Origin of the sequence: Rhizobium subbaraonis, assembly GCF_900220975.1 — a bacterium.
GTDB lineage: Bacteria > Pseudomonadota > Alphaproteobacteria > Rhizobiales > Rhizobiaceae > Mycoplana > Mycoplana subbaraonis.
Genome location: NZ_OBQD01000039.1, coordinates 1 through 26,145, shown reverse-complemented (window position 1 = coordinate 26,145; position 26,145 = coordinate 1). Strand labels below are relative to the sequence as shown.

24 protein-coding genes and 2 pseudogenes are annotated in these 26,145 nt (G+C 62.0%); 14 read left to right on the top strand and 12 right to left on the bottom strand.

Translation table 11 applies throughout. The features are described 5' to 3' along the window. Positions 1-21 precede the first annotated feature (21 nt). The 6 genes from CRO48_RS29735 to CRO48_RS29710 all read left to right on the top strand — a co-directional run bounded on the left by CRO48_RS29735 (position 22) and on the right by CRO48_RS29710 (position 5,195). Positions 22-561, top strand: a complete 540-nt coding sequence (locus CRO48_RS29735; RefSeq protein ID WP_280952707.1) for an ABC transporter substrate-binding protein — start codon at positions 22-24, stop codon at positions 559-561. A gap of 23 nt (positions 562-584) precedes the next feature. Further along, complete coding sequence (locus CRO48_RS29730; protein ID WP_245423714.1) at positions 585-1,586, top strand: FecCD family ABC transporter permease; 1,002 nt, start codon at positions 585-587, stop codon at positions 1,584-1,586. After that, complete coding sequence (locus CRO48_RS29725) at positions 1,583-2,569, top strand: FecCD family ABC transporter permease (protein WP_097143270.1); 987 nt, start codon at positions 1,583-1,585, stop codon at positions 2,567-2,569. The genes CRO48_RS29730 and CRO48_RS29725 overlap by 4 nt, the downstream gene beginning before the upstream one ends. After that, on the top strand, positions 2,556-3,350 hold the full coding sequence (locus CRO48_RS29720; RefSeq protein ID WP_097143269.1) for an ABC transporter ATP-binding protein: 795 nt from the start codon (positions 2,556-2,558) through the stop codon (positions 3,348-3,350). Before CRO48_RS29725 ends, CRO48_RS29720 begins: the two co-directional genes overlap by 14 nt. Before the next feature lie 281 nt (positions 3,351-3,631). After that, on the top strand, positions 3,632-4,180 hold the full coding sequence (locus tag CRO48_RS29715; RefSeq protein WP_097143268.1) for an RNA polymerase sigma factor: 549 nt from the start codon (positions 3,632-3,634) through the stop codon (positions 4,178-4,180). Between the two features lie 58 nt (positions 4,181-4,238). After that, positions 4,239-5,195 carry a FecR family protein gene (locus CRO48_RS29710; RefSeq protein ID WP_097143267.1) on the top strand — a complete coding sequence of 319 codons (957 nt, stop codon included), beginning with the start codon at positions 4,239-4,241 and terminating at the stop codon, positions 5,193-5,195. Between the two features lie 303 nt (positions 5,196-5,498). Here the strand turns inward: CRO48_RS29710 and CRO48_RS29705 are convergent, their stop codons facing one another. After that, the gene (locus CRO48_RS29705) at positions 5,499-6,188 is read right to left on the bottom strand and encodes a GntR family transcriptional regulator (protein WP_097143266.1); all 690 of its coding nucleotides are present in this window, start codon (positions 6,186-6,188) and stop codon (positions 5,499-5,501) included. A gap of 175 nt (positions 6,189-6,363) precedes the next feature. Here CRO48_RS29705 and CRO48_RS29700 point away from each other — a divergent pair, with 175 nt between their 5' ends. The 7 genes from CRO48_RS29700 to CRO48_RS32585 all read left to right on the top strand — a co-directional run bounded on the left by CRO48_RS29700 (position 6,364) and on the right by CRO48_RS32585 (position 14,046). Continuing rightward, positions 6,364-7,395: a 4-hydroxythreonine-4-phosphate dehydrogenase PdxA gene (locus CRO48_RS29700; RefSeq protein ID WP_097143265.1), complete on the top strand. Its 1,032-nt coding sequence runs from the start codon at positions 6,364-6,366 to the stop codon at positions 7,393-7,395. A gap of 70 nt (positions 7,396-7,465) precedes the next feature. Next, entirely contained in the window at positions 7,466-8,455 is a 990-nt protein-coding gene (locus CRO48_RS29695; RefSeq protein WP_097143264.1) for a tripartite tricarboxylate transporter substrate binding protein, read from the top strand. Between the two features lie 67 nt (positions 8,456-8,522). Next, on the top strand, positions 8,523-9,023 hold the full coding sequence (locus tag CRO48_RS29690) for a tripartite tricarboxylate transporter TctB family protein (RefSeq protein ID WP_097143263.1): 501 nt from the start codon (positions 8,523-8,525) through the stop codon (positions 9,021-9,023). A 35-nt stretch (positions 9,024-9,058) separates the two neighbouring features. Beyond that, positions 9,059-10,606 (top strand): tripartite tricarboxylate transporter permease, encoded by a 1,548-nt coding sequence (locus tag CRO48_RS29685; protein WP_097143262.1) that lies wholly within the window; start codon positions 9,059-9,061, stop codon positions 10,604-10,606. A gap of 99 nt (positions 10,607-10,705) precedes the next feature. Next, positions 10,706-11,605, top strand: a complete 900-nt coding sequence (locus tag CRO48_RS29680; protein WP_097143261.1) for a sugar phosphate isomerase/epimerase family protein — start codon at positions 10,706-10,708, stop codon at positions 11,603-11,605. Continuing rightward, a complete protein-coding gene (locus CRO48_RS29675; protein WP_097143260.1) occupies positions 11,602-13,323 on the top strand; it encodes a dihydroxyacetone kinase family protein in 1,722 nt (573 codons plus the stop codon). Before CRO48_RS29680 ends, CRO48_RS29675 begins: the two co-directional genes overlap by 4 nt. A gap of 570 nt (positions 13,324-13,893) precedes the next feature. Next, positions 13,894-14,046, top strand: coding sequence for a hypothetical protein (locus CRO48_RS32585; protein ID WP_176526945.1), 153 nt, complete (start codon positions 13,894-13,896; stop codon positions 14,044-14,046). Here CRO48_RS32585 and CRO48_RS29665 read toward each other — a convergent pair. Beyond that, positions 14,043-14,824, bottom strand: a pseudogene (locus CRO48_RS29665) (IS5 family transposase). The gene CRO48_RS32585 and the pseudogene CRO48_RS29665 sit on opposite strands and share 4 nt — an antisense overlap. 84 nt (positions 14,825-14,908) lie before the next feature. Between CRO48_RS29665 and CRO48_RS31945 the strand changes: the two are divergent. Further along, positions 14,909-15,097: a helix-turn-helix domain-containing protein gene (locus CRO48_RS31945; protein WP_245423713.1), complete on the top strand. Its 189-nt coding sequence runs from the start codon at positions 14,909-14,911 to the stop codon at positions 15,095-15,097. A gap of 14 nt (positions 15,098-15,111) precedes the next feature. Here the strand turns inward: CRO48_RS31945 and CRO48_RS29655 are convergent, their stop codons facing one another. From CRO48_RS29655 to istA, 10 genes and pseudogenes are all read right to left on the bottom strand, one after another. After that, entirely contained in the window at positions 15,112-16,119 is a 1,008-nt protein-coding gene (locus CRO48_RS29655; protein ID WP_245423712.1) for an SIS domain-containing protein, read from the bottom strand. 37 nt (positions 16,120-16,156) lie between these two features. Further along, positions 16,157-16,918 (bottom strand): ATP-binding cassette domain-containing protein, encoded by a 762-nt coding sequence (locus tag CRO48_RS29650; protein WP_097143258.1) that lies wholly within the window; start codon positions 16,916-16,918, stop codon positions 16,157-16,159. Between the two features lie 12 nt (positions 16,919-16,930). Further along, positions 16,931-18,130 (bottom strand): alanine racemase, encoded by a 1,200-nt coding sequence (locus CRO48_RS29645; protein WP_097143257.1) that lies wholly within the window; start codon positions 18,128-18,130, stop codon positions 16,931-16,933. A gap of 11 nt (positions 18,131-18,141) precedes the next feature. Continuing rightward, entirely contained in the window at positions 18,142-19,119 is a 978-nt protein-coding gene (locus tag CRO48_RS29640; protein WP_097143256.1) for an ABC transporter permease, read from the bottom strand. 155 nt (positions 19,120-19,274) lie between these two features. After that, positions 19,275-20,288 carry a substrate-binding domain-containing protein gene (locus CRO48_RS29635; RefSeq protein ID WP_245423711.1) on the bottom strand — a complete coding sequence of 338 codons (1,014 nt, stop codon included), beginning with the start codon at positions 20,286-20,288 and terminating at the stop codon, positions 19,275-19,277. An 84-nt stretch (positions 20,289-20,372) separates the two neighbouring features. Further along, positions 20,373-21,632: a M20 family metallopeptidase gene (locus tag CRO48_RS29630; RefSeq protein WP_097143255.1), complete on the bottom strand. Its 1,260-nt coding sequence runs from the start codon at positions 21,630-21,632 to the stop codon at positions 20,373-20,375. Continuing rightward, on the bottom strand, positions 21,629-22,843 hold the full coding sequence (locus CRO48_RS29625; RefSeq protein WP_097143254.1) for an ROK family transcriptional regulator: 1,215 nt from the start codon (positions 22,841-22,843) through the stop codon (positions 21,629-21,631). Before CRO48_RS29625 ends, CRO48_RS29630 begins: the two co-directional genes overlap by 4 nt. A gap of 452 nt (positions 22,844-23,295) precedes the next feature. Then, positions 23,296-24,048, bottom strand: a complete 753-nt coding sequence (locus CRO48_RS29620) for an alpha/beta hydrolase (protein WP_097143253.1) — start codon at positions 24,046-24,048, stop codon at positions 23,296-23,298. A 48-nt stretch (positions 24,049-24,096) separates the two neighbouring features. Further along, positions 24,097-24,567, bottom strand: a pseudogene (locus tag CRO48_RS29615) (cytochrome c biogenesis protein DipZ); the annotation flags it as partial. Then, complete coding sequence (gene istA / locus CRO48_RS29610; protein ID WP_407071965.1) at positions 24,512-25,969, bottom strand: IS21 family transposase; 1,458 nt, start codon at positions 25,967-25,969, stop codon at positions 24,512-24,514. The pseudogene CRO48_RS29615 and the gene istA, both read right to left, overlap by 56 nt. Positions 25,970-26,145: the final 176 nt, after the last annotated feature.

Below are 26,145 nucleotides of genomic sequence, written 5' to 3'. Positions count from 1 at the left end.
CACCAGGCCAAAGCGGCTTAAATCAACCCGCAAACCGAGCCGGAAACTCCATTCTTCCCACGCCCAAAAAGTCTCAAATCATTCGACGACGGACAGGCCGCGCTCACGGCCTACGATACGCGCGTCGCCGAGATCCGCGAACGGATGAAGGATAAGGACCTGACGGTCTCGACCGTCCGGCTCGCGCCCGATCGCTTCGTCGTCTTCGTCGACGGGCCGGACGCCTACGCCCCCTACGCCGTGCTTCATGAGGCGGGCGTGAAGCGCACCGCTTACGAGACCGTCACCGATGGCACGATCGTCAAGCGGCCGGACTGGGAGGAACTCACCAATCTCGACGGCGACGTGCTGCTCTACGTTTCCGCCAGCGGCTTCGAAAGCGGGCCAGACGACGCGCTGGAAAAGCAGGTGACCGAGAACCCGCTCTGGCAATTGCTGCCCGCCGTTCAGGCCGGACGTGCGCACCGGGTCGATCGCGGTCCCTGGCAGAGCTTCCACGGAATCAGCTCGGCGAACCGCATCCTCGACGATGTCGAGCGCTATATCCTGGCGGACGAATGACCGGCCGAGGGGCCAGCCGAACTATGGCGACTGATAGCGGGCGGGCGTTCGCCTGCTTTGCCCTCCTTTGTCTGCTGGTCCTTGCCGCAATGATCGCCATCGCGCTCGGCACGGTGGCAATTCCGCCCTCCACCATCATCTCCGCGATCGTCTCGTTCGATGGTTCGCGAGACCATATTCTGGTGACGAGCATCCGCGTGCCCCGCGTAATTGCGGCGCTGCTCGCGGGCAGCGCGCTGGCCGTCTCGGGCGCCATCATGCAGGCGGTGACGAACAATCCGCTGGCCTCACCCGGCCTGCTCGGCATCAATGCGGGTGCGGCCTTTGCGGTGGTTTCCGTGATGACGCTCTTCGGCGCCGGCGTCGGCGACATCTATGTCTGGTTCGCCTTTCTCGGCGCGGCGATCGCCGCAATAGTTGTCTACGCACTGGGCTCGTGCGGCGCGTTCGGGCGCTCCCCGCTCGGGCTCGTGCTGGCCGGAGCCGTCGTCGCGACCTTCCTCACCTCGCTCACCACCGCCGTCCTGATCTTCGACCAGAGCACGCTCGATGCCGTTCGTCTCTGGACTGCCGGCTCGGTGACGGGGCGAACCATGGCGCAGGCGAGAACCGTCGCGCCCTATATCCTCACCGGCCTCGTCGCGGCCGTCCTTCTCGGCCGGCATCTCACGACGCTCACCCTCGGCGCGGACGCCTCGCGCGCGCTGGGGCAGAACCCGGTCGTCTGGCGCGGCGCATCGGTTGCCATCGTCATCCTGCTTGCGGGCGGCGCCGTTGCGCTCGCCGGACCGATCGGCTTCGTCGGGCTGGTCGCACCGCATATCGCGCGGATGTGCGTCGGCATCGACTATCGCTGGGTCCTTCCTTTCTCGGCGCTCGGCGGTGCACTGCTCGTGGTCGTCGCCGATACTGCCGGGCGGCTGGTGTTCGGAAGCCAGAGCTTCCCGGTCGGCGTGACGATCGCGCTCGTTGGCGCGCCGTTCTTCCTTTATCTTGCCCGCACCCGGCTGAGAGAAGAGACATGAGCCGTATTCTCGCCGCTCTTACAATTCTGCTCGCCCTTCTCGTCGCGGCAAGTCTCGCGCTCGGCGACGTCTCGCTGACCTGGCGGGACATCTACCATGCCACGACCGGAACGGGCGATGCCGATCCGCAGAGCGTGATGATCGTCTTCGACCTTCGCCTGCCGCGCGTCCTTCTCGCCCTCCTCGTTGGCGTGGCGCTTGCGACTGCCGGCACGATCACGCTGGCCATCATGCGCAATCCCCTGGCCGAGCCGGGTGTCCTCGGCATCAACAGTGGTGCTGCGGCAGCAGCCATGGCAGTGATCGTCCTGATCCAGGATCCACCTGTCGCGCTCTTGCAGGCGGCCGGCTTCCTCGGTGCCGCCGCCATGGCGCTTGCGGTCTACGCGCTCGCCTGGCGGGGCAGCACGTCTTCGCTTCGCATCATCCTGATCGGCATCGGCCTTTCCTCGCTCGCAACGGCCGGCACGACCTTCCTCTCCGCCTTCGGCGATATAGGCAGCGTGCAGCGGGCCATGATCTGGCTCGCGGGCAGCGTCTACGATGCCAACATGGTCAAGGTCCGGCTGCTTGCGCTATGGCTCATCATCCCGGTCATGCTCGCGTTCCTTGCCTCGCGCGAACTCGATCTCATCTGCTTCGGCGACAATTACGCCAGGAGCCTCGGTCAGCCGGTCGATCGCGTGCGCGGCATGATGATCGTGCTCGTCACAGTGCTTTCAGGCGCAGCCGTTGCCGTCTCCGGTCTCATCGGTTTCGTCGGCCTTGTCGCACCGCATGTCGCACGCCGGCTGGTCGGGGCCTCGCACGCCCGGATCTTCCCGGTCGCTGCACTCATCGGTGCCTGCCTTGTTGTTGCCGCCGACCTCATCGGCCGCATCGTCCTCCCGCCGCTGCAGCTTCCGGCCGGCATCGTCACCGGGCTCGTCGGCGCCCCCTTCTTTGCCTATCTTCTCTGGGGACGCCGCCATGGCCACGAATAAGGATCCCGCCGCCAAAATCGCCAGCAAGGGCCTCGATATCGCCTATGGACAGCGCCGCATCGTCGGGGGCCTCGATCTCGTCATCCCGGCACAGCGCTTTACGGCGCTGATCGGTCCCAATGGCAGCGGCAAGTCTACGATCCTGCGCACCTTCGCCGCGCTGATGAAGCCCTCGCACGGCAGCATCCTTCTCGATGGCCGTGACTTGAGGGGCCTCTCGACCCGTGATGTCGCCCGAAAGGTGGGCGTCCTGCTGCAGGGGGCCGTGGCGCCGGAGGGCCTGACAGTCGGTGATCTCGTGCGGCAGGGCCGGTATCCACATCGCTCCCTCTTCAGCCGTTGGTCGGCGGAGGATCAGACGGCCGTCGACGAGGCACTCATGCTGACCGGTACGGCGGACCTTGCCGATCGCGCGCTCGACAGTCTCTCCGGTGGTCAGCGCCAGCGCGCCTGGATCGCCATGACGCTGGCGCAGCAGGGTGAGGCGATCCTGCTCGACGAGCCGACAACCTACCTCGATCTCGAGCACCAGGTAGAATTGATGAACCTCATCACCATGCTTGTCGAAAAGCATCGCAAGACGGTCGTCGCCGTCCTGCACGACATCAACCAAGCGGCCCGCTATGCAGAACACATCGTCGTTCTGAAGGATGGGAGGATCACCGCGGCGGGAAAACCGGAAGCTGTGATTACCGCCGAGACGATTGCGGATGTCTTCAAGGTGAAGACGGTTGTCATCCGCGACCCGGTTGCCGGAACGCCACTCTGCATTCCGCTCTGAAGACCGGTGTTCCGTTACCGAAATATCACACCGCATCCCCATTCAACCGAGCTGCGAGGAGACCAAACCGGCTTTGGCCGAATCTGGCAAAATGGATTCACGCAACGAAATCAGGCATAAACATGACTTTTTCAGTCTTGATTTCTTCGACAGTCACTTATACCTTTGAATTGTTCTAACCTATTGCACTTGCACGTATATTTTAGATTGGGTAGCCGTTTGCACAAGAGGGTTCGGCATCCAATGCTAACAACCCTATTCTTGTTTGGGAACTAAGGCCTATGTCGAGCTCCTCCTCGCCTGTCGTCTGGGACGGTGTTGACAGCAACGATCTGCTGAACCGGGCCATGGAATTGCACTATGCCGACATTACCAGGGCGGTCCGCCGCCGCGGCCATCCGCGCTCCACTGCGCGGGATATCGTCCACGACCTCTACGTGAAGCTGGCAGTCAAGCCGGACGTTCTGCAGAACAAGCGCTCGATCAAGGCCTTCCTCTGCCGCGCCGCCATCAATCTTGGAATCGACCGGCAGCGCCGCGAAAGCAGGGAAGCCAGGCTTTTCTCCGGCTCCGAGCGCGAGGCGCTGTCCGTTGCAAGCGTCGGCCCCGCACCAGATATGGCGCTGGAGATCGAAGCGCGGGTGGCGATCCTGCGCGAAGCGATCGCCGAGCTTCCGGAGCGTCGCCGCGCCGTGTTCGTCCTGCACCGGCTGCACCATCTGACGCCGGACCAGATCTGCGTGAAGCTCAACATTTCCAGGAACATGGTGGACCGCCACCTCCGCCGGGCGTTGACCCACTGCCTCGACCGTCTCCTTCAAGTCGAATAAGAGTCCCAAACCGGCGACGTCGAACGTCTTAACGGCAAGAACACGTCTGGAGGCGCACATGGCGGCCAAGGGAGCGATCAGCGCTCAGAAGAAGCGCAACCGCGAGGCGGCCGACTGGCTGCTGCGCAATAGCGACCCAAACCAACCGCCGGCCGACAAGACGCGCTTCAGGGAATGGCTTGAGCGCGATCCGGAAAACTGTCGGACCTACACCGCCGCCGAGAACCTGATGGGTGACGCCCGCCGGGCGATCCAGTCCGATCCCGTCCTCGCCAACACCCAGGTCAAGCCCCGAAGCGCGATAAAGCCGATAACTGCAATCCTGGTTGTCGCCGCCGTTGCCACGGGTGTCTTTCTCGGCCTCGATGGGCCGATGCGGCTGGAGGCGGACGTGATCGCAGGCGCAGACGAGATGCCCGTCCTGACGCTCGCGGACGGATCAGAGGTTCAGCTCAACGCTTCTTCCGCCATCGCCGTAGACTTCACCGACGACCGCCGCACCATCCATCTTCTCCGAGGCCAGGCGTTCTTCCAGGTCGCCCATGCACCAGAACGCCCCTTCACAGTCCTGGCCGGGACGGCGAGCGTGACGGCGCTCGGCACGGCTTTCGACGTACGCTACGGTGAGGACGACACGGAAGTGACCGTGACGGAAAATGCCGTTCGGATCGAACTCGACGGAGATCCCGCTAGCATACTGAACGTTCAGCAAGGCGAGCAGGCGACTTATGACCATGCAAGGAAGGGGGCGGTCGTAACGCCCGTCGAAAGTCTCGTCGCGCTTGCCTGGAGGCGGGGGCAGATCGCGGTGGACAACGCGCCGCTCTCCGATATCGTTGGGGAGATGAACCGCCATTTCCGCGGGCGGATCGTCATCGCCGGTTCCGCGCTTGCCAACCGCCGGGTCAGCGGCACGATCAAGGTCGCCGACACTGATGCGGCGCTTGACTTCCTGACGAAGGTCCTTGGCTTGAAGGCGGTCCGCCTCGGACCTCTGATCGTCATTCGCAGTTAGAAGAGACCGCCACGACGCCGTGGTTGAAGCCCTCACCGAGAGCAGTAGCGGCGGCGAAATCCGCTCCGCGAGCGCAAGAACGTTCACAACACAAAGACTTGGGGAAACGGTCGAATGAAGGAAGGTCTTCAACCAATACGAACCTGCAACCCAGCAGTTGGCGCCGACGGAGAGACGTTATCCGGGGCTATCGATGGCTACGATGAAACGTTCGAGACTAGCCCGTCCAGTCTTCCACCCGTAACCCAGGAACGCTGCTTCAGCCAAACAACTCGACATCACCGGCCTTCAATGGAAGGGGGGTCAAAGGGAATCGCGGACGCGATCCCAGGCATTGAAGAGATGCCGGCCAAGCACTTCGGCGAGCCGTTCCTTGTCGCGCGCTTCGAGCGCGGTGATCATCTCTTCATGCTCGGCCACGGCCGCCGCCCATTTTTCGGGACCTTCATGGCCGATGAAGCGGATGCGCTTCAGCCGGGTTTGCAGCATGATGTGGATATCCCCCAGCGCGGCATTCTGCGAAAGACCGACGATTGCGGAATGGATGTCCTGGTTCAGCTTGTAGTATTGAAGTCGATCGCCGGATTTGTAGCACGCAATCATCTGGTCATGCAGTGCACGAACGCCGACAATGTCCTTGTCGCTCGCGACCTCGCAGGCCAGCTTTCCCGCGAGTTCTTCCAGCGTGCGCAGCACGGTCAGCATGTCCTTCACGTCCTTGGCGCTGAAGCGCTTGACCACGGCGCCACGGCTTGGAACCAACTCCACCAGTCCTTCGCTCGCCAGATACTTGATCGCTTCCCGCAAGGGTGTGCGTGACACGCCAAGCTGCTCGCCAAGCTGGCCTTCATGCAAGCGGGTGCCGGGCTCCAGATCACCCTCGATGATCATGTCGCGGAGATGATTGACGAGCGTGTCGTGCAGCGCGGTGCGGCGGATCGGGCCTGGACCGGTTCCGTCAGGGCGGCGTTGCAAAGCTGAAGTCTCGTCCATGTCTCTAAAACCTGTCCCTTCACCAATCCGCGCTGAATCGCCGCGATTGATAAACCATGACCTTTGGCTGATTTAGGGTCAACAAAAAATGCTGCATACAGAATACAAAAGACTTGATGCAGCATTTTGAATGGCGTATGACGGCAATCACCATAGGAAGCGGAGGACTTTCCCGATGACCCAGAGCGCAAACGACGTGCGCCCCGTAATTGCGCTCGCCATGGGCGACCCGGCCGGAATTAGCCCGGAGCTGACGGCGCGCCTTCTCGCCATGGACGACATCCGCGATACAGCCCATCTCGTCGTCATCGGCGATCGCCGCATTCTCGACGAAGGCGCTGCTTGCGCCGGCCTGGAGCTTGATCTGGCATCGGCTTCGCTTGAGAATTTTGAAGGCGCAGGCAAGGACCGGCATGTGTTCATCGATCTCGGTCATCTTGATCCGGCCGACGTTCAGCGCGGCGAAGCAACGCTTGCCGGCGGCACGTTCGCCACCCGCAACTTCCGCACTGCCCTTGAACTCGCCAATGCGGGTCGTGCAGAAGCCGTATGCTTCACGCCGTTCAACAAGCAGGCAATGCGCTTCGCCTATCCCGGCTATGACGACGAAATCCGCTTCGTTGCCGATGTCATCAACTTCACCGGCAAGGTTCGTGAGTTCAACGTTCTGGAAAAGGTCTGGAACGCCCGCGTGTCCTCGCACATTCCGCTGAAGGACGTGGCGGCGCACCTCTCGGTCGATGGCATCCTCGCCGAGATCGAACTGACCCGTCAGTGCCTGATCGCAGCCGGTCACGCCAATCCGCGCATCGCCGTTGCAGGCCTCAATCCGCATGCCGGCGACGGCGGCAGCTTCGGCATGGAAGAGATCGACATCATCGAGCCGGCCGTGCAGTTTGCCCGCCAGCGCGGCTGGGAGGTCGAAGGCCCGTTCCCGGCCGACACGGTGTTTCTGCGTGCGCTCAAGGAAGGCCACCACGCCGTCCTCACCATGTATCACGACCAGGGCCAGATCGCGATGAAGCTCATGGGCTTCGACAAGGGCGTCACCATGATGGGTGGCCTGCCGTTTGCGCTCTGCACTCCGGCCCATGGCACCGCCTATGACATCGCCGGCAAGGGCATTGCGGACGCCGGCGCCAGCCGTGAAGCCGTGCTGCTTGCAGCCCGCATGGCGAAGAGGAGTGCCGCCCGGGCCGCAGCCTGAATTCCATCGATTTCTGTCGCTACCGGCATGGCGGAGGGCCATGCCGTTCATTCAAAACGGAGGAGTGAAAATGAAGAGCTCAGTATCCATAGCATGCATCATGGCAGCCGCATTCGGCATTGCCGCCCCGGCCATGGCTTTCGAGCCGAACCGCCCCGTCGAATTCGTCGTCACCGCCGGCCCCGGCGGCGGCACGGACATCTTTGCCCGCACCATCCAGTCGATCATCGGCAAGTACGAGCTGATGAAGGCACCGGTCGTCGTCACCAATAAGGGCAGCGCCGGTGGCGCAGAAGGCTTCGTCTACGCGGCCGGCTACAATGGCGACCCTTACAAACTCGCCTTCGGCACCAACAACGCCTATCTCCTGCCGATCCGCGCCAAGGTTCCGTACAAGTCCACGGACCTGACGCCGGTCGCTTCACTCGCAGCCGACGAGTTCATCCTCTGGGTCAACGGCAAGTCAGACTTCAAGACCGCAGCCGACTTCGTCGCCACGGCCAAGGAATCGGCCGACATGAAGGTTGGCGGCAGCCAGTCGAAGGACGTCGACCAGATCCTGACCTCGATGATCAACGACGCAACCGGCACTAAGCTGGGCTACATCCCCTTCAAGAGCGGCGGCGAAGCAGCCGTGCAGCTCGCCGGCGAACATATCGCCGCCAACGTCAACAACCCGAGCGAAAACCTCGGCCAGTGGCAGGCCGGCATGGTCAAGCCGCTTTGCGTATTCAAATCCGAAAAGCTGAAGAACGACGCCAAGGTTGCCGGCGATCAGGGCTGGAGCGATATCCCGACCTGCAAGGAAGCCGGCATCGCCATCGACAACTACTCAATGCCCCGCACCGTCTGGCTGCCGGCCGGCGTCGATCAGGAAGTGATCGATTTCTACGCCGGCGTCCTGAAGAAGGTTTCCGAAACGCCCGAATGGGCAAAGTATCTCGCCGACACCTCCCAGTCCGCAAACTTCATGAGCGGTCCCCAGTTGACGGACTTCATCAAGACCGACGAGGCCTCGGTTTCGGAAGTTCTGAAGCGCGAAGGCTGGCTGGCAAACTGAACCTCCTCCCAAGGTTCTTTGCGGGCGCCATGACGGCGTCCGCACCCCCATCGGAAAGGGTTGGACGATGAGCGAGAGCAGCAACAAGGGCGTGTCCCGGTTTTCCATGGAAATTGTCGTTGCGCTTCTGACGGGCGCCTTCGGCGTTGCCGTCTGCTTCGGGTCCCGCGAGGCGGGCATGGGGTGGACGGACATGGGGCCTGATGCCGGCTATTTCCCCTTCTATATCGGTCTCTTGATCATTCTTGGCAGCCTCGCCAATCTGGTGAGCGCCTTCGTCAAGCATCGCGGCAGCGGCGCGATCTTCGTCGAAACCGAGCGCTTCAAGGCCGTCCTCACCTTCTTCCTACCGCTACTCGCCTTTGCTGCGGTTTCCACCTTCCTCGGCCTCTATATCGGCACTGCCCTCTATATCGCCGGCGCCATGACGCTGCAGGGCAAATACAAATGGTGGTTCGGCCTTCCCGCAGGCATTGCGGTCTCGGCTCTCTTCTTCGTCATCTTCGAAATCGGCTTCAAGGTTCCGCTCCTGAAAGGCCCGGTCGAGGCGTGGTTCGGGATTTACTGATCCCGCCCGGCGTCTAGTCTTTAGGAGGAAAAGACATGGAAAATATCGGTCTCCTGATGGACGGCTTCGGCCACATCCTCAGCTTCAACCACATTCTTCTGATGATGCTCGGCGTGACGCTCGGCATTCTCGTCGGCGTGCTGCCCGGTCTGGGCGCTCCGAACGGCGTTTCGCTGCTACTGCCGCTTACCTTCTCGATGGACCCGATCTCGGCGATCATCCTCTTGTCGTGCATGTATTGGGGCGCGCTCTTCGGTGGCTCGACCACGTCGATCCTCTTCAATATTCCAGGTGAACCCTCGTCCGTCGCCACAACCTTTGACGGCTACCCCATGGCCAAATCCGGCCAGGCGAGCCGGGCGCTGACGCTCGCCTTCGTCTCCGCCGGCATCGGCGCGCTGGCCGGCGTTGTCATGATCACCTTGCTCTCAGGCTGGGTCGCGAATTTCGCCCTGCGCTTCTCGTCGCCGGAATATTTCGCCGTCTACTTCCTCGCCTTCGCAAGCTTCATCTCGATGGGTGCGCAATCGCCGTTCAAGACGCTGGTCTCGATGATGCTCGGCTTTGCGCTGGCATCCGTCGGCATGGACACGATCTCCGGCAACCTGCGCCTGACCTTCGACATTCCGGAACTGATCAAGGGCGTTTCCTTCCTGATCGCCGTCATGGGCCTGTTCGGCATCGGCGAACTGCTGCTGACGACCGAGGAAGGGCTTCGCTTCGAAGGCATCAAGGCGCGCGTCAAGCTGTCCGAAATCGGCCGCACGCTGATGGAAATGCCGCGCTATTGGTTCACCATCCTGCGCTCGACGATCATCGGCATCTGGATGGGCATCACGCCCGCCGGCCCGACCGCCGCCTCCTTCATGAGCTACGGCGTCGCCAGCCGCTCGGCGCGTGACAAGTCGAAGTTCGGCAAGGGCGACCCGCGCGGCATTGTGGCGCCGGAAACGGCCGACCATTCCGCCGGCACCTCGGCGCTCCTGCCCATGCTGGCGCTCGGTGTGCCCGGTTCGGCAACCGCGGCTGTCATGATGGGCGGCTTGATGATCTGGGGACTCACCCCCGGCCCGACGCTGTTTACCGATCGTCCGGATTTCGTCTGGGGCCTGATTGCCTCCATGTATCTCGGCAACATCGTCGCCGTAATCCTGGTTCTCGCCACCGTGCCGCTTTATGCCTCGATCCTGCGCGTGCCTTTCTCGATTATCGGTCCGATCATCGTCGCTGTGATCTTCTCCGGCGCCTATCAGGTGGCCAACAGCGTCACCGATATCTGGCTGGTCATCGCATTCGGTCTTCTCGGCTATGTCTTCAAGAAGCTCGATTATCCGTTGGCGCCGCTGGTTCTGGCCATGGTGCTCGGCGACAAGGCAGAAGACGCTTTCCGCCAGTCGATGCTGATGTCGAACGGCACGCTGTCGATCTTCTGGTCGAACGGCCTCGTGACCAGCTTGATGCTGCTCGGTCTGGCACTTCTGCTTTCCCCGGCTGTCATGTGGGCCGTCGGGCGGGCGCGTGGCCGCAAGGTCGAGATTGTCCCTTCCGTTCCGGACACCCACGACGGCAAGACAGCGGCCTGAGGCCGCTGTCTCCACCTCCATCCCGACTTTTCAAGGAATGCAACCGTGACCGCAGAACCGCGTCGATGGACAAGAGACAATTGGCCGATCGCGGCCGCGATGATCCAGTATCCGAATATCATGGGCGATGGTCGCTCCGTTCAGGATCAATCGGTCGAGGAATGGGCCGAAACGCTGGCTGACGTGGTCGATGCCGGCTTTACCGAGCTTGACCCAACGGACAGCTGGCTACGGCTGGCGGATCTGGCTCCGGTCCGGCTTGAAAGCTTCATCGAGCTCGTTCATTCGCTCGGGCTGACTATTCCCGCGATCTCCACCTCGCGCCGCAGCGTGATCGATGCGGAGAAGGGCGACGAATACCTCGCCTACAGCCATCGGGTTATCGATACGGCAAAAACCATCGGCGCCGGATCGGTTTCCTTCGGCTTCTTCGAACCGCTGACGGAAGCGCAGAAACAGGCGCTCTGGTTCTGGACCGTCGACGGGGCGAAAAATCCGGGTGACTCCGACATCTGGAACAAGGCGGTGCGGCGCATCCGCGAACTTGGCCGCCACGCCGAAGAGCTTGGCATCGAAGTTTCCCTGGAGATGTACGAGGACACTTACCTTGGCACCGCTCAAAGCGCTGTGCGTTTCGTCGAGGAGGTCGGCTTGCCCAATGTCGGCATCAATGCCGATCTCGGCAATCTCATCCGCCTGCATCGCCCGATGGAGCACTGGCAGGAGATGATGGCGAAGGTCGCGCCCTATGCCAAATACTGGCACGTCAAGAATTACACGCGCACCGAAGACCCCGCTTCCGGCGTCATCGTCACCCACCCGGCACCGCTCGAATCCGGCATCATCAACTATCGCGCCGCGATCCGCATGGCGCTGGCCTATGGCTTTTCGAGCCCGTTTCTTTGTGAACATTATGGCGGCGACGGGCTTTCTGTCTGCGCTTCGAACCGAGATTATCTGAGGCGCATCCTGCCTCGCGACCAAGGACATCAGCCATGACCACGATCTTCGACGCCCCGGAGGAATTCGCAACCACCGCTCTCAAGGGCTTTGCCGCGATCTACAGCCGCTATGTCCGGCTCGTGAAGGGCGGCGTGGTTCGCGCGACCAAGGTACCGAAGGGGAAAGTTTCCGTCGTCATCGGCGGTGGTTCCGGCCATTACCCGGCCTTCGCCGGCTATGTCGGCCCGGGCCTTGCGGATGCGGCTGTTGCCGGTGATGTCTTCGCCTCGCCTTCGACGGCTGCCGTCGCGCGCGTCTGCCGCCTTGCGGATCAGGGTGGCGGCATCCTACTGGGCTTCGGCAACTATGCCGGCGACGTCCTGAACTTCGGTGTTGCGGCCGAACGCCTGCGTGCTGAAGGCATAGATGTGCGCATTGTGCCGGTGACGGACGACGTGGCAAGCGCACCGGCCGAGACGGCAGCAAAACGGCGCGGCATTGCCGGCGACCTGATGGTTTTCAAGATCGCCGGTGCCGCGGCTGAAGCCGGTCTCGATCTCGATGAGGTCGAGCGCCTGACCCGCCATGCCAATGACCGCACCGTTTCTTTCGGTGTCGCCTTCAAGGGCTGCACCCTGCCGGGAGCACCCAATCCGCTGTTCACCGTGCCGAAGGGCCAGATGGCGCTCGGCCTCGGCATCCATGGCGAACCCGGCATCAGCGAGGAAGACATCGTTTCCGCGACCGATCTTGCCGCCCTGCTGACAGACAAGCTGCTTGCGGAACGCCCGGCGGGCACCAAGCGCGCCGGCGTCGTCCTGAACGGTCTGGGCGCAACCAAATACGAAGAGCTCTTCGTGCTCTGGACGGCGGTTGCCGCCCGGCTTGAGGCTGCCGGTCTCGAAGCCGTTCTGCCGGAAGCCGGCGAATTCGTCACCAGCCTCGACATGCAGGGCTGCTCGCTGACGCTGCTCTGGCTGGACGATGAACTGGAACCGCTCTGGACGGCCGCCTGCGATACGCCGGTGCTGCGCCGCGGCGCGACGTTTACGACGGAACCAGCCACGGACGCACTCGACGACAGCGACACGCTCGCCAACTTTGCCGAAGCCAGCGACATCTCCAAGGCGGACGGCAAGTGCGTGGCCGGTGTTATCGAGAAGATCGCGCTCGCCCTAAAGGAGGCGGAAGAAGAGCTCGGCCGCATCGATGCTGTCGCCGGCGACGGGGACCATGGTCAGGGCATGCGCCGCGGCTCGGCGGCCGCCCTCGAAGCCGCCAGGGCAGCCGTCGCGGCTGGTGCAGGTGCTGCCAGCGTTCTGGCGGTTGCGGGCGATGCCTGGGCCGACCGTGCCGGTGGGACCTCGGGCGCCATCTGGGGTCTGCTCCTGCGGTCGTGGAGCAATGCCTTGAGCGATACGGCCGCCATAGAAAAGGATGCCGTCGTCCGTGGCGCCCGTCTGGCGCTGGAAGGCGTCACCCGCCTTGGCCGCGCCCGCCCGGGCGACAAGACCCTTGTCGACGCACTCGTGCCCTTCGTCGAGACGCTGGAGAAGGAAGCCGCAGCCGGTAAATCGCTGGTCGAGGCATGGTCCGCCGCGGCCGAGGCGGCAAAGGCCGCCGCCGAGGCGACCGCATCGCTCACTCCGAAACTCGGTCGTGCCCGGCCGCTTTCTGAAAAAAGCATCGGCCACCCGGATGCCGGTGCGATTTCGCTGGCTTTGGTGTCGCAAGTAGCTGGTAACTTTCTCGCCGCGAACAAGGGCGACTATTGACATCACGTCGAACTCAGACCTTGCGTTTCGAACGAAACGCAAGGTGTATCGGGGAACCCCGGCCAATGACGACCTTCTTGGAGGGAGATGCCAAGGAAAACCATAAGTAAGCTCGCAAAAGAGCCCTGCCAAAGCGCGGTGCGAATTTTGCCCATCGCGACTTCGAAAGATTGTCCGCCATTTAGCTGGGCACTGTAAACTTAACCCTGCGAAGGCAATATTTGGGTGTACGGCTTTGGTTCAGGCGGCGTGAAGGCGTGAATAGCCCCGAAATTTGTAGACGCCTTCTTTCCTCGTTCCGGTTGACAAAGTCTGGCCCGGCTATACACGCGGCCATTGTCAGTTCCATATGATATGATCACATGCGGACGTAAAACACCTGCGACCAGCCGAAAGTTCGAGATAGATATGTGGTCAAAGAATCCTCGTAACCTGCTGGATGTGGAAAAGAGCTGAATAAACAGGCTCAACGATCGTTGGTCGGATGAATATTTCGGCGCAATCCAAGTCGGAATGTTCATTGTTGATAACGCTCACACGATCAGGAACGCCGCCCTCGTAGGAGGGAGCGTGAAACCGATTTCCTCCGAGCGTGCCACCGATGGCGACGGGGCCTCAGTAGATGTTACACTCTACGAGGCTGAAACGGGAGATTTCGGCGAACTGGAGTTCAATCGTCTGGACACTAGGCCATTGATCGAACTTCCGAAATTGAGCGCCTAAGCCTGGCTGATAAATGACGGGAGCCACATCCTTACGGACGCGATTGCCAAGAAGGCCGCGAACGATAATTTTGTCTTGTCAAAACGCGTTGCGATCCTCTGGAACTGTTTGAGACGGTTGAACATTCGTTCGATGCGGTTGCGATCCTTGTATGCCTTGAAGTCGCAGGAAGGCGGGTCTTTGCGGTTCGCTTTTGGCGGGAGGACTGGCAAAATGCCATGGATCAGCAACTCCTCGCGGATAGCGTCGCTATCGTAACCCTTGTCGGCGAGAAACAATTTGGGCTTGCCAACCGGCATGGCCAGCAGATCGGAAACAGCATTGTAATCCGAAGCCTCCCCACCGGTCAGGATAAAGCCAAGAGGTCGTACCTGACCGTCCGTTCGGGCGTGGATTTTTGTCGTAAAACCACCGCGTGATCGACCAAGAGCTTCCTTATGAGTCCCCCTTTTGCGCCCGCAGCCTGCGAATGGCTCCGAACCGTAGTGCTATCGACCTTGTGTCGCCAATCATCAGCGAGACCAAGCTCGACGAGCGTTTCCAACAAGGCGTCCCACACGCCTTGTTCCGCCCATCGACGAAAGCGCACATAGACCGAATTCCACCTGCCATATCGTTCGTGCATGTCCCGCCATGGGCAGCCGACGCGCAGAACATGCAGCATCCCATTGAGACATCTTCGATTGTCCAACGACGGACGGGATTTCCGGCCACGCTCAGCTGGCAGAAGTCCGGATATTATCCGCCACTCCGCATCGGTAAGGTCCCCTCGTGCCAAAACCACCTCCTAAAAGGCAGTCTTGAATCATGCTTCGGCCGACTTTAGAATCCACTTTGTCAACAGGACCTGGCGCCGAAGGTCATGGCGCTGACTGCTCAAGGTCGCAGCTATCGCTGGATCGCACGCGATCTAGGCATCAGCAAAAACACGGTCGCTGACATCGTGAAGCGCGAGAGCAGGGATGATGCAGCTGCACCGCCAGCCGGAGTCGGCGTCGTGCTGTTCATCCTGCCCAACTACCGCAAATCGACTGACGAAAAATCAATGTGACAACACCGTCGTGCCTACGTGGTCTCCGTAACCTTCCGCAACAGGGCGGGAGCGTCGGGGTTCTCGCCAAGCGAAACGGATAACCCTTCGACGAAGCGGTAGAAGGTTGCAAGATGGCAAATCGGCGTCAGGACCGGGCTCGGAGACACCACTGTCGGAAGGTTTTCTCCTGTGACGAAAACACGTGCACCAGCCGCCTCCAGCCGACGGGCCGCATCGACAGTGCTCGCGTCGGCGTCATCACCATTGGTGAAGAGCAGCGCCGCGAAGCGGTCACGTGCCAAGGCGATCGGACCGTGGCGAACCTCCGCCGCACTATAGGCCTCAGCATGCAGCCTGCAGGTTTCCTTTAGCTTCAGCGCGGCCTCACCAGCCGCAGCAAGACCAGGACCGCGACCTATCGTATAGAGTGATTGGGCAGCCGCCATGGACGTCTCTGCATGAGACCAATCGCACTCCAGCGCTTTGACGAGCACGCCAGGCAAGCGTTTCAGCGCTGCAAGCAAATCGTCATCTTCACTCCAATGTGCAGCCAGAGAGGCTAAGGCGACGAGCGAAGCGATCAACGATTTCGTCGCCGCGACCGCTCTCTCTTGACCCGCAAACATCGGCAGCACGGTCTCGGCTGCTTTCCCGACCGGAGAATTCGTCGTATTCAACAGTGCGAGTGTGTGGGCTCGCCCTGCACCGGCTGCGGCCTGGAGGCTCACGAGGTCCGGGCTACCGCCCGATTGCGAGACCGTCAAGAAGACCGCGCCCTCGAGATTCAGTTTGGCTTTGTAGACAGAAGCAACGGATGGGCCGATCGAGGCGACAGGAATGCCAAGCCGCGTCTCCAGAAGATATTTGAAGTAGGTGACGGCCTGATCGGAAGAACCACGCGCACATGAAACAACAAACCGGGGTCTATCCCGGCGCATGCGCTCCCCCATCTCGCGATAGATAGTGGCTTCACTGTTAACCTGTCTTTCCACAATGGAAGGGATCTCGCGAATCTCCCGGAGCATATTGGTTTCTGTCATTCCCATCTTCTTCTCGTTGAGACACGTCGCCAGGCAATCAGCTTTGCTGCAGGCCCGTGATCATCGCGATGATCTCGTTCTTGTCGGTCTTCTTGGTCTCACGAACTCCGATCTGCTTGCCACGACGAAGGACGCAGATGCGATCGGAGAGCTTGAAAACCTGATCGAGGCTGTGGCTGATGATGAGGACACCGATGTTGCGGGTCTTCAGCGCAGCGACGATCTCTTCTACTTTGGCGGTTTCGGCGACGCCAAGCGCAGCGGTCGGCTCATCGAGCAGGATCAGCTTGCTGGCCCAATGGGTCGCGCGGGCGATGGCGACGCCCTGGCGCTGGCCGCCGGAAAGGTCGCGGATCGTCGCATGCGCCGAGGGGATGCGCACGTCCAGTTCCTTCACCAGCTTTTCCGTTTCGTCGATCATGCGGCGGCGATCGAGAAGGCCGAAAGCCTTGGTCGGCTCGCGGCCCAAAAACATGTTCATGTAGACGGTCTGCTGGTCGGCGAGCGCAAGATCCTGGTAGACCACCTCGATGCCGTGGGCACGCGCCATCGTCGCGCTCGACATGGCGACGGGCTCGCCCTCGATGGCGATCGAGCCCGAGGTCGGCGGGTGCACGCCTGATATGATCTTGATCAGCGTCGACTTGCCGGCGCCGTTGTCGCCGACGAGGGCGACGATCTCGCCGGGGTGAACCTCCAGCGAGAAATTCTCGATGGCGACGACGCCGCCAAAGGTCTTGCGGATGTCCTTCAATGCCAGGACAGGGCGGCCGGTCATGGCTTCAGCAGTCGCATTCATGCCCCTTTCCTCCTAGATCGGCCAGGCGGCGGTTTCGCCTGATGTGTTCTCGATGGTCTCGACCTTCGGTGCGCCGGACGCAATGCCGGAGACGCCGACGACATAGGCGCGCGTGACGAAGGCCTGGCCGCGGAAACCGAAGACGGCGGCATCCCCGGGTTTTGGCGCGCCCGGACCGGTCGCGTCGATCATCGCGTAATAGTCGATGGCCGAAGGCGGGGGGATTTCGACGCTGCGCAGGGCGCTTGCGGCAACGGTCGGTTCGTCGGAGACGATGGCCTTGACGTCGTAGTCCGGGAAGATCGGATCGATGTAGAAGCCGCCACCGAAACAATAGGCCTTGCCGCCGGAGAGGTGCGAGACCTCGGTGAGGTAGAGCATGGCGGGCAGTTCCGGCAGGTCCTCCACCACATGCAGCGCCGTGGTGCCGTGCAGGCCGTTGCCGGGTTCGCATTGCGTGGCGCCGGCTTCCGCCAGCGCGGCGAGCAGCACGCTGGAGGTCGTGCCGGGGGCGTTGACCTCGATGTCGCGGCGCCCGGCCTTCGCCAGCGCCTCGGCGGCCTTCGTCAGTGTCGCGAGGTTCGGCGTGGGCAGCACCTTGCGCGCCTGGTGGTCGAAGAGCAGCGCGGGGAAGGTGGTGATGCCGGCAAAACCGCCGCCTTCGAGGCCGTCCAGCATATCGGCCACGGCGACGACGTCCTCGGCGTCAAAGCCGCCCTCATGGCCGCGGTAGAAGGTATCGCCTTCCGCATGGATGCGGGCGAGCAGGTTCTGCGTGCGACCGGCCGCCTTGGCGCCGGCGGCGGCTTCGCGCGCTTTTGTCTCGTTGAACACCGTCCAGTAATCCGGCTGGAGCACGCGGGCCGCGCCGTTCGCCTCGTGTCGAGCGACCTGCTGGAGGTGGCCGAGATGGCCGACCTTCAGGCCCGCCCGGTGGGTCGACCTGGCGCAGGCCATGTCGACGGCGACGGAGCGATCGATGCCGCCGGCGAGGATCGCCCGGCAGGCCGAACTCGACCGGCCGAACTGCTTGGTCATGGCGAAGGTCTTCAGGCCGAGCCGCGTCGCCTCATCCTTGATGATCCGTGCGTTGCGCTCGATCATATCGAGGTCGATCACATAGGCATTGGCCGGGATTTTGCCCTCCTGGTGAAGCCTCTGGGCCGCTTCGATGAAGCCGGGATTGCGCCGGCGCAGAACGTCGAGAAACATGCGGGTTCTCCTCAGCGGGATTTTTCGCGCAGCGACACGGCGACTGCGGCAAGGATGATGAGACCGCGAACGATCATCTGGTCGGAAACGGAAAGGCCCATCAGGATGAGGCCGTTGTTGAGCATGCCCATCATCAGCGAGCCGACGAGCGCGCCGATGATCGAGCCCTTGCCGCCATTGAGCAGCGTGCCGCCGACGATGACCGCGGCAATGACCGTCATCAGGTCGGTCTCGCCGAGCGTATATTTTGCCGCCTGGAGACGGCCGGCATAGAGCAGGCCGGCAAGCCCGGCAAGCGCGCCCGAAATCATCAGCACGGCAAGCCGCATCTTCGGCACCGAGATACCGGAGACGCTCGCCGCCCGCGCATTGTCGCCGACCGCCAGCACATGGGCACCGAACCGGGTCTCGCGGTAGAGGATATGGCCGATGGCGACGGCGATCGCCGTCCACCAGATGAGCGAGGGAATGCCGAAGAGCGCGCCGGAGCCGAAGAAGCCGGTGAAGGTTTCGTTGGTGACCGGGATGCTGCGCAGGTCTGTCAGGGAGCGCGAGACACCGGCAAAGAGGCCGAGCGTCGCCAGCGTCACCAGGAAGGACGGCAGCCGCACATAGGCGACAAGCACGCCGTTGACAAGGCCGATCAGCAGGCCGCAGCCAAGGCCCGCGGCAATGCCGGGAACCATGCCGTAGCTCTGCATGGTGACGGCCGCGGCGAGCGCCGCGACAGCCACCGTCGAGCCGATGGAAAGGTCGATCTCGCCCGCCGACATGACGAAGACGAGGCCGATTGCCATGATTGTCGCCGGCGCCGTCTGCAACACGATGTTTGAGAGGTTGCGGACCGTCAGGAAACCGCTGTCCTTCAGCATGATGGCGAAGAACAGGAAGATCGCCAGGAAGCCGAAATAGACGACATATTGTTGCAGGTTGACTCGGCCGGCCAGCCCCGCCGCACGGACCGCGGCACCCTGGTTGGTACTGGACATGATTTACCTCCGTGAATGAGAGCCGACCGGGCTCCGCTTACTTCAAGGCGTCGGTGATAGATTGTGGTACGTCCTTGTTCAGCGACGTTTTCCAGCCTTGAGATTGCAATGGTCAGAAGATGGAAAGGCGGCGGCCTGGCGCCGCCGCCAGACGCTCACTTTGCGGCGTCGAGCACCGATTGCGGCGCGTCGCGGTTCAGAGAGTCTTTCCAGCCTTGGGAGACATTGTCCTTGGTCACGGTCAGTGCCGGAGCGACGACGAACGCCGGCGTCTCCTGGCCGAGCAGCGACTTCATGCCGGCAGCCGCCATGGCGCGGCCGAGTTCGTAGGCCTTGTCGGCGACGAGGGCCGTCACATTGCCACCCTTGACCATGTCGAGCGCGACCGGCTCGGCAAGATCGAGCGTGACGATCTTCGTCTTGGTGTTGCCGGCACCGCGCAGTGCCGCCAGAACGCCGTCAGCCGGCTCCGCCCAGGTGACGTAGATGCCGTCGAGATCGGGATTTTTCAGCAACATCGCATTGGCCAATTCCTCCGCGCGCGCCGGATCGGAAATGCCCTGTTCCGCAACGATCTTGATGTCCGGGTAGTCCTTCTCGATGGTCGACTTGAAGGCCTGGTCACGCTGGTTGGTGACGTAGTAGGTGGCGTCGTGGAAGATGTAGCCGACCGTACCCTTGCCGTCGATCGACTTGGCGAGCGCGTCGGCTGCCTGCTTGCCCATTTGGAAGAGATCGTCGGTCACGATCGCGGCATAGTCCGTGCCGTGCTTGTAGCCCTTTGGCACGTTCGACAGGAAGACCAGCTTGGCGCCATCCGTGACGGCTTGGCGGAAGGCTTCGGCCGAGGTTACCGGATCGAGCGGCAGCGCCAGGATGACGTTCGGCTTGGCGGCCAGCGCCGTCTCGATGTCGCTGCGTTGGCGCGCGGCGTCGAACTGTGCGTCGGTGGTTACGGCGATGTCGATGCCGGCGCGCTTGAACTCATCCGTTGCACCTTGGCCGACCGCGTTGGTGAAATCCGACGAGGTGTGCCAGAGGAGCGCTGCCTTATAGCCCTTGTCCTTCAGCGCCGCGATGTCTGCATCGCTGAGCGTGACTTCAGCGCTCGGCGTTGCCGCTTCGCCGGCCGGACCGACGGTCCGGGCGATGGCGGTTCCGTTACTCATGATAAGTCCCGCGGCCACGGCTCCGGTCAGCCATTTTGTCATTTGCATAGCGTGCTCCCATTTTTTTAGTTGGTGGTTGATGTTTCAGTCAGCTGTTCCGCAAAAACGCGCCATGAAGGCCGCAAAGCCGATGACGCCCGCGAGAAATTCTTCGATCTCGACGTGTTCGTTGTAGGTGTGGCAGTTCCTGATGTCGCCGGGCGCGCAATAGACCGCGGGTATGCCGAGCCGGTTCACGAAGAAAGGCGATTCCGACCAGAAGGGGGCTCCCTGAATGGCCCCACGCCCGGACAGTGCGCCGCCGATCGCCTCCGACAGCATCGCGACCTCAGGGCTGCCCGCGTCGATTTCGGCCGCTGTTCCGCCAAGTACATGATCGCGGCCGGCCGGATAGGAGAATTCCACGGCGATTTCCGGGTCGGTGATGGCCCCGCGCACCGCTTCTTCGATCTCCGCCGCCGCCTGATCGAGAGACTCGCCCGGCAGGAGCTTGCGGATGAGAGACAATTCGCATTTTTCCGGGACGGCGATGTAACCGCCGCCGGAAAGCCCGGTGATCAACAGGAAGGACCTGCCGACTAGCGTATGCTCGGCACGGGCGGAAATCTCGTCAGAGTGCTTCCAGAGCGCGCTCATAGCCGTGTGGCTGGCGCGTAGGGCATCCTTGCCAAGTTCCGGTACGCCGAAATAGGCCGAGCGCCCGGTTATGGTGATGTCCGTAATGAAGAAGCCGATCTGTGCCGGATAGACGGCAAGCTGCGTCGGCTCGACATAGACAACGAAGTCCGGGCGTTCGACTGCACCGGCCTCCATACGTGCCACATAGTCCTTGACGCCTGCCGAGACGCCCATGCCCGGCTGACCGCTCTCCTCGTCGCCGACGAAGGCGAAAGCGACGTCGCCGGCGAGCTTGATGCCTGCCGCGTCGAGCAGCGCCATGGCGGCAAGCGACGATGTGATGCCGGCCTTGAGGTCACCAGCCCCACGGCCCCAGACCGCGCCATCGACGATGGCAGCACCAAAGGGATCTTCGCGCTCCGTGCCAGCCCAGTTCTGGCGCCAGCCGTCAACGTGGACAACGTCCGTATGGCCGATGAAGAGAAGACGCTTGCCGCCGCCGGCACCCTTGCGCTCGCCCCAGACATTCGGGCGTCCGGGGAGGAAATCGGCCGTCGTCAGTCCGGAGAGGCCAAGTTTGCGCATCGCATCGGCGAGATAGGCGACGACATTTGCCTCGTTTCCCGTGACGCTGTCACGCCGGATGGCGCCACGGAGCAATTCGATCGCGGCATCACGGTCGAGCGCCGCTCTTAGACGGGTGAAGAGGTCGTTTTCAACCGTCATTCCACAGCCTCCTGGGGCGGTTCCGTTCCGGTCGGCGGAAGGGAAAGGCCGGCATTCGGCGTTGCGACGCCGAAGAGTGTGTTGTGCAACTGGGTGAGGCCGACGGCTGTGGCTCCCACAAGCGCAGCCCGTGAGCCGAGTTCGCCAGAGGCGATCTCAACCGGATAGGGGAAGCACAGCGGCAGGAAGCGGCGCGCACGCTCGAGGATTTCGGGCCGCAAGCCAATGGAGCCGCCAAGGATGACGAGCTGAGGGTTGGCGATCGCGCAGATTGCGGCAATGCCACAGGCAACCTGGCGTGCCGTATCGTCGAGTACCGCATCGGCGGCCTTGTCACCGGCCGCCGCCCTTTCAAACACGGCGGGGACGTCGACCTTTTCGCCGGTCGCCGCTTCATAGCGTGCGATGATGCCGTATGTTGCAACGGCGCGCTCGTAAGCGCCGACCCTAAGAGATTCCTGCTCAAACGGATCCGCGCCGATCGGCAGAAAGCCCATTTCGCCCGCGGCATTGGCTGCGCCGCGCACAAGGGTTCCCCCAAGGATGAGGCCGCTGCCTATGCCGGTGCCGAGCGCAACATAGGCGAGATTGTCGATCCCCTGTCCCTGTCCCTGCCAACTTTCGCCGAGGGCGGCGAGGTTGACGTCATTCTCAAGCAAGACATCGAAACCGAACGCCTGCCGGAAGGCATCAAGCACGTCCATCTTGTCGAAATCGCGGATGTTTGGCGCCAGCAGAATCCGACCAGTACGGTTGTCCGGCGCGCCAGGAACGCCCACGACAGCAAGCCGCAGCCTTTCACGCGAAACTTTCGCATGTGTGGCCGCGGCAAGCGCCATGTCGGAGATCTGGGTAACAAGGTGCATGCCCCCGCGTGCATCCGTCGGTGCCGCATCCTCGCCAACGATCTGGCCCGCGAGATCGGTCACGGCCACGCGTACCTTCGTGCCTCCGAGATCAACCGCAATAATATAGGCGGCGTCGACGACTAGCTCGTAGGTTACGGCAGTACGGCCGATATGGCCGCTGGTGCGGCCCGTCTCGCGAACCCAGCCGTCCTCCTCAAGGTCACGAACGATCTCCGAGATCGTCTGCTTCGACAAGCCCGTCAGCTTTGCGATGGAAGCCCGAGAGATCGGTCCGCCTTGCACGATGGCCTCCATAACGGAACGCTGGGAGAACTGTCGGGAGATACGGGGGGTGTCAGTCATTGTTGCCTACTTAGTTCGTTCTGTCACCGAACTTATAGAGCAAGTGCGTATGTGTAAAGGGCTTTCGACAACTTCTGCAAGAGCTGCGGTGTTGCGCATGTCATCCTGAGTATGCCGGGCATCAGGAGCAGGGTTGCGCAGTGCGACCGAACTTAGTCGGATGGAAAACGACATACACGTCGATAAACCAAGGCCTAGCTGGTTTTTCTTGAGGCAGAGGGTAGGGAGCTGTCTGCTCTAGCCCGCAGCCTCGTCCACAGTCGTAAGTCGGTCAAAAAGCAATTTACTCTCATTCCGCCCATGGTCGAGGCCTGCTTGAGGTTAGGGAAACTACCAGTCTTTCCAGAAGGTTGAGGATTCGAATGGCGGGTTGATAGTTCACATCCCTTCAAGAGCTTGGAAACTAGTTTCAGTGGCGATCCATGTTGCCGGATCGCCGCTTTATGCCATCGTTACGGTGCCTTCGCCGCGTCTTCGATGACGTCTGCTACCTTTTGGGGCTGCGATGCGAAGACGGCGTGGCTGGATTTGATCTCAGTCACTGTGTTGCCGGCACGCTTCGCCATCTCACGCTCCAGTTCGGGATTGATGGACCGGTCTTCAGTCGCGACGATGGACCAGCTCTGTCTCGTCTTCCAAGCTGGATCGACGATCTTGGCTGAGAAAGCCTCCTTCGCAGCGAAGACCTGCGACCTTGCCAAGAGCGCTGCGTCGTCTTTCGGCAGGTCCGCGGCGAAGTCGTTCGCAAAGGCGGCGGGATCGAGATAGAGGTGCTTTCCGTCCTTCGTCTCGCGGATATTCATGCCGCCAGCAGGCTTCGAACTTGCGAGGCTGAGGAGGCTTTCACCCTTATCCGGCTGGAAAGCCGCGACGTATACGAGGCCTTCAACGACAGGGTTATTGCCTGCTTCAGTGATCACCATACCGCCGTAACTATGACCGACGAGAAGTGTCGGTCCGTCCTGCAAATCGAGCACCCGGTTGGTGGCAGCGATATCGTCGGCGAGCGACGTAATCGGCTGCTGCACGATCGTGACATTGAAACCGCGCTTGACGAGGATATCGGATGCCTTGCGCCAGCCCGAACCGTCGGCAAGTGCGCCATGGACGATGACGATGTTTTTGACTTCCGCGGCCTGCGCCGCAAAGGCGATGATGCTGGTGGCGAAGGCGAGTGCGAGGATCGAGATGGTATGTCGGTTCATGCGTTTTCCTCCTGTTGTCGTGGGTGGTTTTGGTGAGAAGATTGGGTCTCAGCCGAAGGTGAAGGCGTAGGCTTCGACGCCTGAATCGAAGAAGCGGATCTCAAATGTCCGTTCCTCCACGTCGCCGGACTGGCGAACGAGCTGGTAGAGCCTGGTCGATGTCACCGTGCCGTTGCCGTCAGCATCGGCATCCGCGCCACGATCGGACCCCGGCGCCTTGCCGTCGATCGTCACCTGGAAGGGAACAGGTTTGCCCCTGAAGCCGGGTCCGAGGACCAGATGCAGGTCGCGCGCGCTGAAGCGGTAGACGATGCTGCCATCCGGCTTGTCCAGCACGGCCCGTTCAGCGCCGATCGTCCAGGTTCCGGAAAGGCTCCATTCATTCACGCCCGGTTGCGAGATAGAATAGGCGTTGGCGGCGTCGGCACGCAGGCCTTCCGGAGAGACGAAGCCCACGGCGCGCTCATAGCCCAGATAGCTCTCGCCGGAGCGGATGTTCTTGAGGTCGGGGCTCGCCTTCGACGAGGCGATGCAGCAGGTTCAGCACATGCGTCTTAGTCGGAACGCCGGACTTCAGCGCCATGTCGACGGCAGATAGCACTGCCTGTTCGTCGTGCTGAAGGACGAGGGCCAGGATATCGACCATCTCCCGATCACCACCCGGTTTCTTGAGCAGGTATTGCTGCAAGGTCCGGAATGCATCGGGAAGCTCGGCGAAAGGAGCGCCATTACGAAGAGCGCCGGGCTTGCGCTGGACGACAGACAGATAGTGTCGCCAGTCGTAGATGGTCTGGCCCGGCCGATCATGGGAGCGATCGATGACGCGACGGTGCTCGCAAACGATCTGCCCCTCCGCCGCGACGACAATCCGATCCGGGTAGACCCGAAGGCTTACCGGTCGATTGGCGAAGGATGCCGGGACGCTGTAGCGATTGCGCTCCAAATGCACTAGGCAGGTGGGCGTGACCCGCTTCGTGTATTCGACGAACCCGTCGAACGGCCTGGACAGCGGCATGAGAGCCGGAACTTCCTCCGCCCAGATGTCGGCAATAGTGCCACGCATCTGGCCGTGGGGCGTCTGGGCACAGAACTCCTTGCAACGCTGCTCGAGCCAATCATTCAGGGCGTCCAGTGATGGAAAGCGCGGGATCGGTTGAAAGAAGCGGTGACGTGCATCCTGAACGTTCTTCTCGACCTGTCCCTTCTCCCAGCCGGACGCTGGATTGCAGAACTCGGGCTCGAACACATAATGGCTGGCCATCACCATGAAGCGGACGTTGACGTCACGCTCTTTGCCTAGGCCGACCTTGTCGATTGCCGTGCGCATGTTGTCGTAGATGCCGCGACCGGGAATGCCGCCGAAGACACGGAATGCGTGATTGTGGGCATCGAACAGCATCTCGTGCGTCTGCAGGAGGTATGCCCGGACGGTGAAGGCCCTGGAGTAGCTCAGCTTCGTGTGGGCGATCTGAAGCTTGGTGCGCTCATTGCCGATGATCGCCCAATCTTCCGACCAGTCGAACTGGAAGGCCTCGCCTGGCTCGAACGCCAGGGGCACAAATGTCCCTCGGCCCGTCGTCTGCAATTCCCTCTGACGATCATCGCGCCATTCCCGCGCAAATGCCGCCACACGATTGTAGGAGCCCTCATAGCCGAGGCTCATCAGATCGGCGTGAAGCTGCTTCATCGTCCGCTTCTGCTTGCGGCCTTTCTTCGACTCCGTCTTCAGCCAGGCCGATAACCGATCTGCAAACGGATCAAGCTTGCTCGGCCTCTCCGGCACGTTGAACTTCGGCTCCACGCCGCCGGCGCGTAGATATTTGCGGATGGTATTCCGGGATAAGCCGGTCCTGCGGCAAATCTCCCGGATCGATAGATGCTCTCGAAAATGCCAGCGTCGGATTACGCTCAGTAACGCCATGTCGATCACTCCAGAGCCCCGCTGAAAACATGCGAGGGACGGTTGAAACATGGGTCAATTCTCAATGGAAATATCGGGCTGCGCCGGGTCATGTATGGATGCCCCCGTTCATGCAAGCAGTTCTTCGAGCAGTTTTGAACGTGTGATCGGGTGCGGTCATGTATCAGGCCTGTTGT